12 protein-coding genes and 1 tRNA gene are annotated in these 14,288 nt (G+C 72.0%); 5 read left to right on the top strand and 8 right to left on the bottom strand.

Translation table 11 applies throughout. The features are described from left to right. Nucleotides 1-92: 92 nt before the first annotated feature. The 5 genes from P8A18_RS12925 to P8A18_RS12905 all read right to left on the bottom strand — a co-directional run bounded on the left by P8A18_RS12925 (nucleotide 93) and on the right by P8A18_RS12905 (nucleotide 4,515). The gene (locus P8A18_RS12925) at nucleotides 93-674 is read right to left on the bottom strand and encodes a 50S ribosomal protein L25/general stress protein Ctc (protein ID WP_306054336.1); all 582 of its coding nucleotides are present in this window, start codon (nucleotides 672-674) and stop codon (nucleotides 93-95) included. A 239-nt stretch (nucleotides 675-913) separates the two neighbouring features. Beyond that, the gene (locus P8A18_RS12920) at nucleotides 914-1,888 is read right to left on the bottom strand and encodes a ribose-phosphate diphosphokinase (protein ID WP_306054333.1); all 975 of its coding nucleotides are present in this window, start codon (nucleotides 1,886-1,888) and stop codon (nucleotides 914-916) included. 120 nt (nucleotides 1,889-2,008) lie between these two features. Next, on the bottom strand, nucleotides 2,009-3,457 hold the full coding sequence (glmU, locus tag P8A18_RS12915) for a bifunctional UDP-N-acetylglucosamine diphosphorylase/glucosamine-1-phosphate N-acetyltransferase GlmU (protein ID WP_306054331.1): 1,449 nt from the start codon (nucleotides 3,455-3,457) through the stop codon (nucleotides 2,009-2,011). Nucleotides 3,458-3,566: 109 nt separating this feature from the next. Further along, nucleotides 3,567-3,637 (bottom strand) — tRNA-Gln (locus tag P8A18_RS12910). Nucleotides 3,638-3,648: 11 nt separating this feature from the next. Continuing rightward, nucleotides 3,649-4,515, bottom strand: a complete 867-nt coding sequence (locus P8A18_RS12905) for a hypothetical protein (protein WP_306054329.1) — start codon at nucleotides 4,513-4,515, stop codon at nucleotides 3,649-3,651. A gap of 155 nt (nucleotides 4,516-4,670) precedes the next feature. On the opposite strand from P8A18_RS12905, the gene P8A18_RS12900 reads away from it, so the two are divergent. After that, a complete protein-coding gene (locus tag P8A18_RS12900; protein ID WP_306054327.1) occupies nucleotides 4,671-5,996 on the top strand; it encodes a sensor histidine kinase in 1,326 nt (441 codons plus the stop codon). A 224-nt stretch (nucleotides 5,997-6,220) separates the two neighbouring features. On the opposite strand, the gene P8A18_RS12895 is transcribed toward P8A18_RS12900, so the two are convergent. After that, nucleotides 6,221-6,754 carry an SUKH-3 domain-containing protein gene (locus P8A18_RS12895; RefSeq protein WP_306054324.1) on the bottom strand — a complete coding sequence of 178 codons (534 nt, stop codon included), beginning with the start codon at nucleotides 6,752-6,754 and terminating at the stop codon, nucleotides 6,221-6,223. 8 nt (nucleotides 6,755-6,762) lie between these two features. Continuing rightward, entirely contained in the window at nucleotides 6,763-7,296 is a 534-nt protein-coding gene (locus P8A18_RS12890) for a YwqJ-related putative deaminase (protein ID WP_306054322.1), read from the bottom strand. Nucleotides 7,297-7,596: 300 nt separating this feature from the next. On the opposite strand from P8A18_RS12890, the gene P8A18_RS12885 reads away from it, so the two are divergent. The 3 genes from P8A18_RS12885 (at nucleotide 7,597) to P8A18_RS12875 (ending at nucleotide 12,157) form a co-directional block, all read left to right on the top strand. Next, the gene (locus P8A18_RS12885; protein ID WP_306054319.1) at nucleotides 7,597-8,574 is read left to right on the top strand and encodes an SMI1/KNR4 family protein; all 978 of its coding nucleotides are present in this window, start codon (nucleotides 7,597-7,599) and stop codon (nucleotides 8,572-8,574) included. 5 nt (nucleotides 8,575-8,579) lie between these two features. Beyond that, nucleotides 8,580-11,045 (top strand): SUKH-4 family immunity protein, encoded by a 2,466-nt coding sequence (locus tag P8A18_RS12880; protein WP_306054317.1) that lies wholly within the window; start codon nucleotides 8,580-8,582, stop codon nucleotides 11,043-11,045. 218 nt (nucleotides 11,046-11,263) lie between these two features. Next, on the top strand, nucleotides 11,264-12,157 hold the full coding sequence (locus tag P8A18_RS12875) for a coiled-coil domain-containing protein (protein ID WP_306054316.1): 894 nt from the start codon (nucleotides 11,264-11,266) through the stop codon (nucleotides 12,155-12,157). A gap of 27 nt (nucleotides 12,158-12,184) precedes the next feature. Here the strand turns inward: P8A18_RS12875 and P8A18_RS12870 are convergent, their stop codons facing one another. After that, a complete protein-coding gene (locus tag P8A18_RS12870; protein ID WP_026250116.1) occupies nucleotides 12,185-12,640 on the bottom strand; it encodes a MarR family winged helix-turn-helix transcriptional regulator in 456 nt (151 codons plus the stop codon). 173 nt (nucleotides 12,641-12,813) lie between these two features. Here P8A18_RS12870 and P8A18_RS12865 point away from each other — a divergent pair, with 173 nt between their 5' ends. Further along, entirely contained in the window at nucleotides 12,814-14,271 is a 1,458-nt protein-coding gene (locus P8A18_RS12865) for an MFS transporter (RefSeq protein ID WP_306054314.1), read from the top strand. Nucleotides 14,272-14,288: the final 17 nt, after the last annotated feature.

The raw sequence follows: 14,288 nt of genomic DNA, 5'->3' as shown, positions 1-14,288 counted from the left end.
CGTTCGTACACGTACGGCGGTCGCGGACAGGAAAACGGGGCGGCGGACTCCGGAAGGAGACCACCGCCCCGTCAGTCAAGCAGGTGTGAGGCTCAGGCCTCCTCGGCGGCGTCCTCCGCGGGGGCTTCCTCGACCTGAGCGGCGACGACCGCGAGAACGACCGCCTCCGGGTCGGCCTCGGCGAGCACCGAACCCTCCGGCAGCGGGATGTCCTTGGCGAGGATCGACGCACCGGCGTCCAGGCCCTGCACGGAGACCGTGACGGACTCGGGGATGTTGGTGGCCTCGGCCTCGACGAGCAGCGTGTTCATCACGTACTCCAGCAGGTTGCCGCCCGGGGCCAGGTCGCCCTCGGCGTGCACCGCGATCTCGACGTCGACCTTCTCGCCGCGCTTCACGGTCAGCAGGTCGACGTGCTCGATGTCGCCCCGGAGCGGGTTGCGCTGGACGGCCTTCGGGATGACCAGGGCGTCCTTGCCGTCGATCTCCAGACCGATCAGGACGTTGGCGGTACGGAGCGCGAGCTGGAGCTCGTGGCCCGGAAGCGTGATGTGGACGGACTCGGCGCCGTGGCCGTAGACGACCGCGGGGACCAGGTTGGCGCGACGCGCACGACGGGCGGCGCCCTTGCCGAACTCGGTACGGACCTCGGCGTTGAGCTTGATCTCGGCCATGACGGCACTCCTCGTAAGGTGACGAAACTGCGGATGGTCACCCGGCCCACGACAGGCCTGCTACGAAGAGCGCGCCGATAACGGATCGCCGTACCTATGAGTACGGCCTCCCTCGCCGAGCAACTCGATGAGTCTACCCGGCGGGGAGGCCGCACCCCAAAGTGGATCAGTGGGCGACCGGAGCCACCCGCAACCTGCTGTTCCCGCAGGTCCTATCGTTCCTGCTGCTCGCGCTGGTCCTACTGCTCCTCGAACAGGCTCGTGACCGAGCCGTCCTCGAAGACCTCACGCACCGCGCGGGCGATCGTCGGCGCGATCGACAGCACCTTGATCTTGTCGAGCTCCAGCTCACCCGGCGTCGGCAGGCTGTCGGTGAAGACGAACTCGCTGACCTTCGAGTTCTTCAGCCGGTCGGCGGCCGGACCCGAGAGCACACCGTGCGTCGCCGTCACTATGACGTCCTCGGCACCGTGCGCGAACAGGGCGTCCGCGGCGGCGCAGATCGTGCCACCCGTGTCGATCATGTCGTCGACCAGGACACAGACCCGGCCCTTCACGTTGCCGACGACCTCGTGGACGCTGACCTGGTTGGGCACGTCCTTGTCGCGGCGCTTGTGCACGATCGCCAGCGGGGCGTCCAGCCGGTCGCACCAGCGGTCGGCGACCCGTACCCGCCCGGCGTCCGGCGAAACGATCGTCAGCTTGGAACGGTCGACCTTCGCGCCCACGTAGTCCGCCAGGATCGGCAGCGCGAAGAGGTGGTCGACCGGGCCGTCGAAGAAGCCCTGGATCTGGTCGGTGTGCAGGTCGACGGTGAGGATGCGGTCGGCACCCGCCGTCTTCATCAGGTCCGCGATCAGACGGGCCGAGATCGGCTCGCGGCCACGGTGCTTCTTGTCCTGGCGGGCGTAGCCGTAGAACGGCACGATCACCGTGATCGAACGGGCCGAAGCGCGCTTCAGCGCGTCCAGCATGATCAGCTGCTCCATGATCCACTTGTTGATCGGAGCCGTGTGGCTCTGGATCAGGAAGCAGTCCGCGCCACGTGCCGACTCCTGGAAGCGGACGTAGATCTCACCGTTGGCGAAATCGAAGGCCTTCGTCGGCACGAGGCCCACACCCAGCTGGTGCGCGACCTCCTCGGCCAGCTCGGGGTGGGCGCGGCCGGAGAAGAGCATCAGTTTCTTCTCGCCGGTCGTCTTGATCCCGGTCACAGCACAGTCTCCTCAGACGTGTTCCTGGCGCTGCACGCAGATGTCCCGATGTGCAACGAGCCAGCCGAAATGGGGTGAGCATCTATCACGGTACGCCGTGCGCGACGCGCCTGTTTCCGGTCAGCTTTCGCTGCCGGACTCCTCGACCGCCGCCTGAGCCGCCTGCGCGGCGGCACTTCCCGGACGCTTGCGCGCCACCCAGCCCTCGATATTCCTTTGCTGGCCCCGGGCGACGGCCAGCGAACCGGACGGCACGTCCTTGGTGATGACCGAGCCGGCCGCGGTGTAGACGCCGTCCCCGACCGTGACGGGCGCCACAAACATATTGTCCGAGCCGGTGCGGCAGTGCGAGCCGATCGTCGTGTGGTGCTTGGCCACCCCGTCGTAGTTCACGAAGACGCTCGCCGCACCGATGTTGGTGTGGTCGCCGATGGTCGCGTCCCCCACGTACGACAGGTGCGGGACCTTGGTCCCTTCCCCGATCGTGGCGTTCTTCATCTCCACGTACGTACCGGCCTTGGCCTTCGGGCCGAGCTTCGTGCCCTTCCGCAGATAGGCGTACGGACCCACCAGCGCGCCGGGGCCCACCTCGGCGCCCTCCGCGACCGTGTTGTCCACCCGCGCGCCCGCGTGCACGACGGTGTCCGTCAGCCGCGAGTTCGGGCCCACCTCGGCGTCCTGGGCGAGGTGCGTGGTCCCCAGCAGCTGCGTCCCCGGGTGCACGAGCGCGTCCCGCTCGTACGTCACGGTCACGTCGATCAGCGTGGACGCCGGGTCGACCACGGTCACCCCGGCGGTCATCGCCCGCTCCAGGAGCCGCTGGTTCAGCAGCCGGCGGGCCTGGGCGAGCTGTACCCGGTTGTTGATGCCCAGGATCTCCCGGTGGTCGTCCGCCACCGAGGCGCCGACCCGGTGCCCGGCCTCGCGCAGGATGGACAGCACGTCGGTGAGGTACTCCTCGCCCTGGCTGTTGTCCGTCCGCACCTTGCCGAGCGCGTCCGAGAGCAGCCGCCCGTCGAACGCGAACACCCCGGAGTTGATCTCCCGGATCGCCCGCTGCTCGTCGTCGGCGTCCTTGTGCTCCACGATCTCGGTGACCGCGCCGGTCGCCGGGTCGCGGACGATCCGCCCGTACCCGGTGGAGTCGGGGACCTCGGCGCTGAGCACGGTGACGGCGTTGCCGTCGGCGGTGTGCGTCGCGGCGAGCGCGGCGAGCGTCTCGCCGGACAGCAGCGGGGTGTCCCCGCACACCACGATCACGGTGCCCTCGACGGCCCCGCCCAGCTCGTCGAGCGCGACCCGCACCGCGTTGCCGGTGCCCTTCTGCTCGGCCTGATGGGCGGTGCGCACCTGGGCGTCCGCGGCGGTGAGGTGCGCGGTGACCTGCTCACTGGCGTGGCCCACGACGACGACGAGGTGGAGCGGGTCCAGCTCGCGGGAGGCGGCGACGACATGACCGACGAGCGAACGCCCGGAGATCTCGTGCAGAACCTTGGGTGTCTTCGACTTCATGCGGGTGCCCTCACCCGCTGCGAGGACGACGACGGCTGCCGGGCGTACGGAGCTCACGGATAGGCCCTTCGGCTTCGGGTGGTGGACATCCGCAGGATACCGGGGGGTGCGTGGCCGGACATGAGCGCGGGCCCCGACCGGTTGGGTCGGGGCCCGTGGTGGAGAGCTCCCGGGGAAGGAATCGAACCCTCATTCAATGGACCAAAACCATTTGTCCTGCCATTAGACGACCCGGGATCATTTTTCCGCTATGTCCGATTTTCTTGATCGGCTCGTTCTGCAGCACCTACTATGCCGCACCACCAGCCCTCGATGCGACGGTACAGCTCAGCACTTTTGTTCACGCGGACCACCAGGCAGCCGTGGTAACCCTCGCCGGTGTTCTTGCGGTTGGTGCTGGGATTGTGCCTCTTGAGTGTGGTCTTGCCGAACGAGCCTGACGGGCCTACTTCCGCCCTCCAAAATTGCTCTGCCTTCGGGACATCGGACGACTCGTGGATGTGTACGTGGAAGCGGAGTTGCTCCGCCGGGACACTCAAGAGGCGGAGCCAGGCCAAAAAGACGTGGATCATGTGCGGATCGCTGTTGATGAAGGCCACCCGCTCCTGGCGGCGGTGCGGTTTGGTCTTGGTGCCCTCCGACCAGTAGAGCCCGACTCCGAGCAGGAACAACTCCCGTCCGGTCATGGCTCCGATCTCGGCGGCCGCGTCGTGCTTGATTTTCTGCCGGTCCGCCTCGCGTCGTTCAAGGGTGGCTTCCCAGCCCCGTCTGGCGATGGCGGATGCCTCTTCTCGCGTGCGTCTCGGCGGCTTCGGCAGATCCCGCACCCACAACGAGATCGAACTCTTCGAGCACCCCAGTTCCAGCTGGATCTGGTCGTACGTCTTGCCCTCAAGGCGCAGCTCCCGCGCCTTCGCCCGCAGGTCGTCCTTCGCGTTGGGGCGCTTCGTCCACTCCGGCGCGGGCTCGCCCTCCAGCAGGCGGTTGAGGATGTCGTTGTTGTCGACGTGCAACCGGTCCCGGATCCGGCGGCGGCTCAGCCCGTCCCGCCGTAACGCGACCGCCTGTTCGCGCAGGCCCTCGAAATCCGCGTACTTGCTCGTGATTTCCGTCATGCGCCAAGCGTTGTCCGAAATTCGGACGTCCAGGTCGAATGGGCGGTCGATTCGTTATTTCGAGCGGTTGTTCATCATTTGGCCCCCGATCGAACGTACGACGTGCTGCGCAGGTCCCCCGAAAATGAGATGCGGCCGCCCGTAGGCTGGATGCCATGACCGCAACGGGGGAAGACCGGGAAGCGGCGGGACCGACCACCCGCGGCTACTGGTGGTGGGAACGGCGACGGAGTGTCGCGCTGGATGTGGGGCTCGCGCTGGTCTCGGCGCTGGAATGCGGGCTGGAAGGGGTGGACTTCGCGTGGGACACCGGGCTGCCGGTGGCCTTCGGAGTGCTGTTCGGGCTGATCGCGGGGGCCGTGCTGCTGGTGCGCAGGCGGTGGCCGATCGCGGTGGTGCTGGTGTCGATCGCGACGACACCGGCCGAGATGGGCTTCCTGATGGGACTGGTCGGCCTGTACACGCTGGCCGCGTCCGAGGTGCCCCGGCGGATCACCGCGGTGCTGATGAGCATGTCCCTGGTGGGGACGTTCATCGTGACGTACGTACGGCTGCGGCAGGGCGTCGACGAGAACGCCGACTTCGGGCCGGGCGACTGGTACGTCCCCATGCTGTCCCTCTTCATGGCCGTCGGGCTGACCGCGCCGCCCGTGCTGTTCGGCCTCTATATAGGGGCACGCAGGCGGCTGATGGAGAGCCTGCGGGAGCGGGCCGATTCGCTGGAGCGGGAGCTGTCGCTGCTCGCGGACCGGGCCGAGGAGCGGGCGGAGTGGGCGCGTACGGAGGAGCGGACCAGGATCGCCCGCGAGATGCACGACGTGGTGGCCCACCGGGTGAGCCTGATGGTGGTGCACGCCGCGGCTCTCCAGGCGGTCGCGCCGAAGGACCCGGCGAAGGCGGTGCGCAACGCCGCCCTGGTGGGTGACATGGGGCGCCAGGCGCTGACGGAGCTGCGCGAGATGCTGGGCGTGCTGCGGGCGGGCGAGCCGGCGGTGGCCCGGGTGGCCCAGGTGCCGCTGGCCTCGGTGGGCCGGGCGGCGCCGGCCGTGCCGGAGGACGGGCCGCGGCTGGACGAGGTCGAGGCGCTGGTCGGCCAGTCGCGCGCCGCCGGCATGACGGTGGAGCTGTCGGTGGAGGGCGCCACGCGCGCCTACGCGCCCGAGGTCGAGCAGACGGCGTACCGCGTGGTGCAGGAGGCCCTGACCAACGTGCACAAGCACGCGGCGGGCGCCAAGACGTGGGTGCGGCTGGCGCACCGGGGCGCCGAGGTCGCGATGCAGGTGGAGAACGGCCCGTCGGACGCGGCGACGGCCGACGCGGGGCTGCCCAGCGGCGGCAACGGCCTGGTCGGCATGCGGGAACGGGTGCTCGGCCTGGGCGGCGTCTTCGTCTCGGGCCCGACGGACGCGGGCGGCTTCCGGGTATCGGCGGTGCTGCCGGACGCCGAGAGCGAGGACACCTCCGGCCCGTCCGGCGTGTGAGGACGGCGACGGCACCGCCCCCGGCCCGTCCGGCGTGAGAGGACGGTGGCACGTCCCCGTCCCCCCGGCGTCTGACGACGGCGACGGCCCCCGTCCCCCGGCGTCTGCGGGCGGCGACGGCACCGCTCCCAGCCCGTCCGGCGTTTGAGGACGGAACCCCCGCGGTGGTGACCGTGCACCGCGCGTGCGCCGGACCCCGAGGACCCGGCGCCTCCGGCGCCCCCTCAGCCCGAGACGAGCCGTTCCGGCTGGACGCCGCCGACCAGGGTCGCGAGGGCCGCGTCGATGTCCGGGCCGAGGTACCAGTCGCCGGTGTGGTCGATGCTGTAGACCCGGCCGGTCTGGTCGATCGCGAGGACCGCCTGGTTCTCCCCCTCCTCGCCCAGCGGCGCGACCTCGGTCTCCAGGGCCCGCCCGAGGTCCCCGAGGGTGCGGGCCAGGTGGAGTCCGCGCAGTGGGTCGATGCGGACGGCCGGCGGCGCGATCTGGCGGCCGGGCGCGGTGGCGGTGATGTGCAGGCCGCCGAATTCGGCCCAGGCCTCGACGGCGGCGGGGAAGACGGCGTGCTGGTGGCCGGCCGGGGAGGCGTGCGAGCGCAGGGCGTCGGCCCATTCCTCGGCCTGGCGGATGTCCCAGCGGCCGGGCTGCCAGCCGGCGGCGCGCAGGGCGGCGTCGACGGCGGCGGGGAAGCGGGTGGCGGCCTGGCGGTCGCGGGTCGCGGGCCCGGCCTGTGCGGGGAGGTCGGTGCGATCGTGCATGGGCGCGGTCAGCTCTTCTCTGCGGAGGTGGCCGCGCCGCTCGCGGTGAGGTCGACGGGCCGGACGCCGAAGTGGGCGAGCATGACGGCGCAGGAGCGGCAGGGTGCGGCGTAGCTGCCGTGCAGAGGGTCGCCGTCCTCGCGGATGCGGCGGGCGGTGAGGCGGGCGTGCTTGAGGGCACGGCGTGCCTCGCCGTTGGTGAGGGGCTTGCGCTGGGCGCGCTTGGAGCGCCCGCTCTCGGCCGCGGTGAGGTGCCGGGAGAGCAGTATGGCCTCGGGGCAGCGGCCGGTGAACCGTTCGCGCCGGTCGCTGGGGAGGGTGTCGAGGAAGTCCTGCACCAGGTGGTGCAGGACGGGTGGCTGGTCGCCCTTGCCCGCGGTGCAGGTGAGGGTTTCGCCGCGTACGGACAGGGCGGCGGCCACGGCGGGCAGGATGCCGTCGCGGCGCTGCGCGAGGCGGGGCGCGGCGCCCGTTTCGGTGCTGCTCCAGCTGAGTCGTGGGTCCCCGGTCGTGACGGTGTGTGCAGAGTGTGCGGTGTGCATGGTGCTGTGTCCCTCCCGTGCCCGCAGCGGCTGCTGCCTTTGTGCACGCCCCCCGTGTATGCGGGTGACAGCCTGCCAAATGTGTCGGGTCCTGTGAAAGCTGGGTCGGTGAAACGTGTCTGCGTGTCGCGCGGCGGTGGCCCGCTCGTCGCTCGTCCGTCACGCGGTTGTGACGGTTGGTGACGGATGGCGTGCGGGGGTGGCGGGGCCGGTCCCCGTTCGGGTGTCACCGCTTAGGCTGTGCCTGGACCACCCCCTGGGTCGGTCCTCATCAGCCAGACGCAGCAGGGGGCAACCGCCATGACGACAGGTCGGCTCGGGCAGCAAGCCGCGCCACCGAACGCGGCCTATGCCGGGCAGCTCGTGCACTTCCCGGACCCGGTCCGGGCGTCCCGTCACCCCAGAGGGGTGCGTATGGACGGGAACGGCTGTCCGGATTTCGCGCCGTACGCGCGCGCCGCGGCGGAGATCGCGGAGCCCCCGCAGGGTTTCGGTGTGGACGAGCTGCGGCTCACGGACTACGTGTCGGCGAACGCGGCGATGGCGGCGGCCGGACACGAGCTGTGGGACACGATTCCGTCGGTGGCGACGCCGCACGGCTGGACCTGGCACCACGTGCCGGGGGGCCGCCGGATGGAGCTGGTCCCGGTCGAGGTGAAGGCGCTGCTGCGCCACCACGGGGGGCTCGCGTCGACGGAGGTCGACCAGAACAAGCGGGGGACGCGCCCGTTGCAGGAGACGCGGCCCGCCCACTTCCGGCTTCCCAAGGGGGCCGTGGCGGTGAGCGAGCAGCAGATCCTGGGCGTCGAGGAAGATCTCGGCTACCGGCTGCCGGGTGCCTACCGTTCGTTCCTGAAGGCGGCCGGCGGTTCGGCCCCGGTGGGCGCGGCGCTCGACGCGGAGCTGGGTCTCCTGATCGACCAGCCGTTCTTCACGGTGCGCGAGGAGGCCGCCGTGAACGATCTGGTGTACGTCAACAAGTGTCTGCGGGACCACCTGACGAAGGACTACCTGGGCGTCGCGTTCGTCCAGGGGGGTCTGCTCGCGGTGAAGGTGCGGGGCGAGGGTCTCGGTTCGGTGTGGTTCTGCGCGTACGACGATGCCCGGGACCAGGACGGCTGGACGGTGCAGGAGCGGGTGGAGCGGCTGCTGCTGCCGTGCGGTGACGACTTCGACGCGTTCCTCCAGCGTCTCGCGGGTAATCCGCCGGAGCTGGAGACGGTGGCGAACCTGATGGTGGACGGTGGCTTCGCGCAGGCCGTCCCGGTGGAGGGGTGAGCGCGATGGTGACCTTCGCACAGGCGCAGGAGCGGGCGGACGAGTGGGTCAACGGTGACGTTCCGGCGTACCAGCACCGTGAGGTGCGGGTACGTGAGTTCGAGCTGGGCTTCGTGGTGTGGGCCGAGGACCGTGTGGACGGTCCGGTCTCGGACGGGGGCCGGCAGCGGCTGGTGATCGCGCGGGACAGCGGTGAGGCGACGCTGTGGCCGGGGCTGCCGGTCGGTGAGGTGATCCGGCGGTACGAGGAGGAGTACGGGGCGCAGGAGGCGGCTCCGGATGCTCCGGCGCCGCCGGAGCGGGTGGATCTGAATCAGACGTCGTTCCTGTTGAGCCCGCCGGAGTGGCTCCAGGACGCGGCGGACAAGCTGGGCATCCCGGACCGGCGGGCTCAGAGCGCGGACCGTGCGGAGGCGGTGGCGGACACCCCGCCGCCCGCGCCTTCCCCGATCCCCGCACCGTCTCCGATTCCGGCGCCGTCGGAGCCCTCGTCGCCGTCGCAGGGTGGTGCCGTCGCGTACGAGCCGACCGCGTCGGACGGTGTTCCGGCGTCGTCGCTCCAGCCTCCGGTGGGGGCCACGCCGTGGGCGGGCACCGATACGAACGCGAACACGGACGACGCGGAGGTGGGGCTGCCGGCGACGGTGTTCGCGCCGCCGCTCTCGGGTGCCGACGACGAGGAGGAGCCGCCCCCGGTCGTACCGGCGGACGCTCCGACGGCGCTGATGTCGGGCGGCAGCCAGCTCCCGAAGACGGCCATCGCGCCGGGGATGGCCCCGCGCCGCCCGGCCGATCCCGCGCCGCCCGTGCCCGGCCCGCCGGTTCCGGGGACGGGCGTGCCCGGTCCGCCCCCGCCGCCCGCCCCTGGCCCGCAGCCCTCGCCGCCGGGCCGGCCCGGCGTCCCCGGTGCCGGGGACATCGCCGACGCCGCCACGAGCAAGGCGCCGGTGGCGCCGCGCAAGCCGCGCGGGGGTACGCCTCCGCCGCCGCCCGGTGCTCCGGGCGCTCCGGGGGCCCGGCCGGGTGCCCCGGTGCCGCCGCCGTCGGGTCCGGGCACGCCCGGTGCCCCGGCGGGCGGGTACGTACCGACGCAGCTGGTCTCGCAGCTGGGCCCGCCCGGTGCCACGCCGCCTCCGTCCGACGGCGGGGTGCACCAGGCGGCCACGATGTTCGCCGAGCCGGGCGCGGTCGGCCCGCAGGCCCCGCCGCCGCCCGGTCCGCCGGGGGTTCCGGGCGCGCCGCAGCCGCCCGGTCCGCCCGGTGTGCCCGGTCCTCCCGGCGCGCCGCAGCCGCCGCCCCCGCCGCCGGGTGCGACGCCGCCGCCCGCCGCGGGCGGGGTGCACCACGCGGCGACGATGCTCGCCGGTCCCGGGCAGGTGGGTCCTGGCGCGCCGCAGCCGCCGGGTCCGCCGGGTCCGCCCGGTGCGCCGATGGGTGCGCCGGCCGGGCACACCCCGCCGCCGGCGGCGTACGGCTATCCGCAGGCGCCGGCCGGGCAGCCGACCGTCGGTCCGGGCTATCAGGCCGTGCTGCGCTTCCGGGCGCCGGACGGCAGCGAGCAGCAGCTGATCCGCCGCTCGGCGCCGGGTACGCCGCACCCGGAGTGGCAGATGCTGCACGAGCTGCGGGCGATGAACGTGCCGCCGCAGCAGGTCATCGAGCTGCACACGGAGCTGGAGTCGTGTGAGCTGCCCGGTGGTTACTGTGCGCGGATGATCCGGGAGACCTGGCCGCAGGTGCGGATCACGTCCGTCGCCCCGTACGGCACGGATCACGCCAGCCGGCAGCAGGGCATGCAGCATCTGCTGACGCACCAGGGCGAGTTGCACCAGGTGGCGGACGGTCCCGCGCGGCCGGCCCCGGTGCGGGCGCCGCTGCCGCAGATGCAGCCGGCGCCTCCGCTGCCGCCGGAGGCGATCGCGGAGGAGATGCTGCAGACGTTCGGTCCGCAGGGTGTCCTGCGCTTCGATCAGCGTGCGGTGTCCCGTCAGGGGGTGCCGGAGGTCGTGGCGCGGACGCTGGTGTGGGCGGGTCTGCCCGCCGACTTCGGGCCGTTCTTCTGGGCGCAGCCGGGTCAGCCGGTGGTGCCGACGCTGGCGGAGCTGGCCGCGCAGCGGCAGGTGCAGCCGGCGTCGGACGCGGGCTCGTACCTGGTGATGGGTTCGGACTTCGGCCGGGCGATCTGTGTGCAGTACGGCACGGCGCACATCGTGGCGGTGCCGGTGGAGGCGGGTCCCGGTGGTGCGCCGGTCGCGCCGCAGTTCGTGAACACGGGGCTGCCGGAGTTCACCCGCTGCATGGCGTTGCTGGGCCGGATGTGGCGGCTGCGCTACGGCCTGAATCCGGAGCAGGCGGGCCGCTGGACGGTGGACTTCCAGGCGCAGTTGGTGGCGCTGGACGCGGCGGCGCTGGCGTCGCCGGAGAGCTGGTGGTCGGTGCTGCTGGAGCAGATGTGGGACGGGCTGATCTGACCGTCGCGTGCGAAGGGCGTGGTGCCCGGTCCTCTTCGGGGGGGCCGGGCACCACGCCTTTGCCGTCCCTGACGCCGTTCCTCGTCGTGTGTGATGCCGGTCGCTTCCGTCCGGAAAGCACTCCATCGATTCAGACTTCTTGACCAATTGCCGCATCCTTGACGTATTGCTCGATGGTCCGACCCCGGAGTCGGGAAGATCGGAAAGAGGCGTCAAGGATGAGTTCTGCACCGGTGTCCGCGCACGGCTTCGTCGGCGTACGGGGTCGTGGGTACCGCCCGGAGCAGGTGGACCGTGCGGTGGCCGCGCTGTCCGCGGAGCGGGACGAGGCCGTGGCGGGGGTGGCGCGGCTGACGGAGCTGGCGGAGCGGCTGGAGGCGGAGTCGGCCCGGCTGGACGAGGCCGTCGCCCGGCTGGCGCCGCAGGACTACGCGTCGCTGGGGGAGCGGGCGCGGCGGATTCTGGCGCTGGCCGATGAGGAGGCGGAGTCGGTGCGGGGCGCCGCGCAGGAGGAGGCGCGGGCGCTGTGGGACGCGGCGGACGCGGCGGCGCGGGCGCTGCGTGAGTCGGCGCGTGCGGACGCGGAGGCGGTGCGGGCGGCGGCGGTGGGCCGGGCCGATGAGGTGGTGGCCGCCGCGGAGGGTGCGGCGGGGGAGGCGCTGGAGGCGGCCCGGATCGAGGCGGCCGGGCTGCGTGAGGAGGCGGAGGCCGCGATGGCGGCGACCCGCAGCCGTACGGAGAGTGTGCTGGCCCATCAGGAGCAGGAGCACGCGGAGCGGTGGGCGGCTGCGGGGACGGAGCTGGCGGACGCGGAGTCGGCGCTGGAGGCGGCCCACGCGGAGCTGCTGGAGCGTGCGCGGGCGGGGCTCGACGAGGCGCGGCGGGCGCGTGCGGAGGCCGAGGAGGCCGCGCGGCACGGTCAGGAGGACGCCGAGGCGCGGGCGGCCGAGCTGGTCTCGGGGGCGCGGATGCGTGAGGAGCGGGTGGTGCGGGAGACCGAGCGGATTCTGCGGGAGCACGAGGAGGGCCGCGAGGAGGTCCAGGCGCACATGGCGCATGTGCGCAGTTCGCTCGCGGCGCTCACCGGCCGGGTGTCCCCGGGGCGGGACTGACGGTCTCCCGGCGAGGGGCCCGGGGGCTCAGGGGCGGGGCCAGGGGCGCTTGGAGAGTTCTTCGATGCTGGTGTTGAAGCGTTTGAGGTAGCCGGCGAAGGCGGCGATGTCGTCGTCCGGCCAGTCGTGCATGACCTGGTCCAGGGAGTGGACGACGCGTTCGCGTTCGGCGTCGAGCAGTTCGGTGCCCGCGTCGGTGATGCGGAATTTGCGGGCCATGCCGCCGTCGGGGTCGGCGATGCGTTCGGCGAGCCCGGCCCGGGTCACGGCGGCGGTCTGGCGGTTGAGGGTGGAGGCGTCGAGGCCGAAGGCGTCGCTGAGTTCGCCGTTGGACATGGGGCCCTGGACGCGGAGGCGGCTCAGCAGGATGTACGCGCTGCGGTCCATGAGGGCGTACTTGTGCCGCCCGCCCCGGTGGTCGGCGAGGCTGTGGCGGCCGAGCAGCATCTGCTCGTACTCCACCTCTTCTGTGGGCCTGGTCATGTCTGCGGCCTCCTGCTTCTGCGCCGGGTCGGTGGAACGTCGGGTTCCGGGCGGCGGTCCCATTCTCGCACGAGTGTGTACGGCACACATAAGGTGTATGACACATTAGGCATGTACGATGCATGTCGCTGTCCCGGTAGGCGGGACCACAGCCCCTCAAGGAGTCCCACCTCATGGAAGCCCCCCAGCCGACAGCGAGGTCAGGTGGTGTCGTCGCCACGCTGGCCTTCGCCGGCACCGTGGCAGCGGTCATGCAGACCCTGGTCACGCCGCTCATCGCCGAGCTGCCCAAGCTGCTGAACACCACGTCCTCCAACGCCGCCTGGGTGATCACCGTCACCCTGCTGGTCTCCGCGGTCTGCGTGCCGGTCTCCGGCCGCCTGGGCGACCTGCTCGGCAAGCGCCGCATGCTGCTCGCCTGTGCGGTCCCGCTGATCGTCGGCTCGGTCGTCTGCGCGCTCTCCTCCACCGTGGTCCCCATGATCATCGGGCGTGGCCTCCAGGGCATGGGCATGGGCATGGTGCCGCTCGGCATCGCCCTGCTGCGTGACGTGGTGCCGAAGGAGAAGATGAGCTCCTCCATCGCCCTGGTCAGCGCCTCCCTCGGCATCGGCGGCGCCCTCGGCCTGCCGATCGCCTCGGCGGTCGCCCAGTACGCGAACTGGCGGGTGCTGTTCTGGGGTTCGGCCGTGCTGGCCGTCATCATCTTCGCCCTGGTCTGGTTCCTGATCCCGGACGTCCCGGCCGGCGCCAAGGGGCAGCGCTTCGACGTGCCCGGCGCCCTCGGTCTGGCCGTAGGCCTGGTCTGCCTGCTCCTCGGCGTCTCCAAGGGCTCCGAGTGGGGCTGGGCCTCGGCCACGACGATCGGCCTGTTCGTCGCCGCCGTCGTGGTGCTGCTGGCCTGGGGCTTCTGGGAACTGCGCACCACCGACCCGCTGGTCGACCTGCGCACCACCGCCCGCCCCCGGGTGCTCATCACCAACGTCGCGTCGCTCTTCGTCGGCTTCGGCATGTACGCCGGGATGCTGATCGCGCCCCAGCTGCTCCAGTTCCCCGAGGCGACGGGCTACGGGCTCGGCCAGTCGATGCTCCAGGCCGGTCTGTGGATGGCCCCCGGCGGCATCATGATGATGATCGTCTCCCCGTTCGGCGGAAAGCTCACCGACGCCCGCGGCCCGAAGTTCACGCTGATCTCGGGTGTCCTGGTCATCGCCGCCGCCTACGGCCTCGGCATCCTGCTGATGGGCTCCGCCTGGGGCCTGATGCTGTTCCTCATGGTCAGCAGCAGCGGCGTCGGCCTCGCCTACGGTGCGATGCCCGCCCTCATCATGAGCGCGGTCCCGGCCTCCGAGACGGCCGCGGCCAACGGCTTCAACACCCTCATGCGCGCCCTCGGCACCTCGATCGGCGCCGCCGTGATCGGTGCGATCCTCGCCCAGATGACCACCGAGGCGGGCGGCTTCACGATCACCTCCGAGGCCGGATTCCGCATGGGCCTCATCTTCGGCTGCGGCGTCGCCCTGGTCGCGGTCGCGATCTCGGCGTTCATCCCGGCCGTGCGTACCGCTCTCACGGGCGGCGACAAGTCCGCCACCCCCGCCGCCCCGGAGGTGGCGGCGGCCAAGGGCTGAGCAGTACGAACCATATG

It is taken from the genome of Streptomyces sp. Mut1 (genome assembly GCF_030719295.1).
Lineage (GTDB): Bacteria > Actinomycetota > Actinomycetes > Streptomycetales > Streptomycetaceae > Streptomyces > Streptomyces castrisilvae.
Note: the sequence above shows the minus strand (reverse complement) of the source record. Positions and strands in the feature narration are given on the sequence as shown.

What these genes read in the sequence shown, in the direction of transcription:
- P8A18_RS12925 (WP_306054336.1), bottom strand. Translation starts at nt 674, where the DNA reads ATGGCCGAGATCAAGCTCAACGCCGAGGTCCGTACCGAGTTCGGCAAG.
- P8A18_RS12905 (WP_306054329.1), bottom strand. Translation starts at nt 4,515, where the DNA reads ATGACGGAAATCACGAGCAAGTACGCGGATTTCGAGGGCCTGCGCGAA.
- P8A18_RS12900 (WP_306054327.1), top strand. Translation starts at nt 4,671, where the DNA reads ATGACCGCAACGGGGGAAGACCGGGAAGCGGCGGGACCGACCACCCGC.
- P8A18_RS12895 (WP_306054324.1), bottom strand. Translation starts at nt 6,754, where the DNA reads ATGCACGATCGCACCGACCTCCCCGCACAGGCCGGGCCCGCGACCCGC.
- P8A18_RS12890 (WP_306054322.1), bottom strand. Translation starts at nt 7,296, where the DNA reads ATGCACACCGCACACTCTGCACACACCGTCACGACCGGGGACCCACGA.
- P8A18_RS12885 (WP_306054319.1), top strand. Translation starts at nt 7,597, where the DNA reads ATGACGACAGGTCGGCTCGGGCAGCAAGCCGCGCCACCGAACGCGGCC.
- P8A18_RS12880 (WP_306054317.1), top strand. Translation starts at nt 8,580, where the DNA reads ATGGTGACCTTCGCACAGGCGCAGGAGCGGGCGGACGAGTGGGTCAAC.
- P8A18_RS12875 (WP_306054316.1), top strand. Translation starts at nt 11,264, where the DNA reads ATGAGTTCTGCACCGGTGTCCGCGCACGGCTTCGTCGGCGTACGGGGT.
- P8A18_RS12870 (WP_026250116.1), bottom strand. Translation starts at nt 12,640, where the DNA reads ATGACCAGGCCCACAGAAGAGGTGGAGTACGAGCAGATGCTGCTCGGC.
- P8A18_RS12865 (WP_306054314.1), top strand. Translation starts at nt 12,814, where the DNA reads ATGGAAGCCCCCCAGCCGACAGCGAGGTCAGGTGGTGTCGTCGCCACG.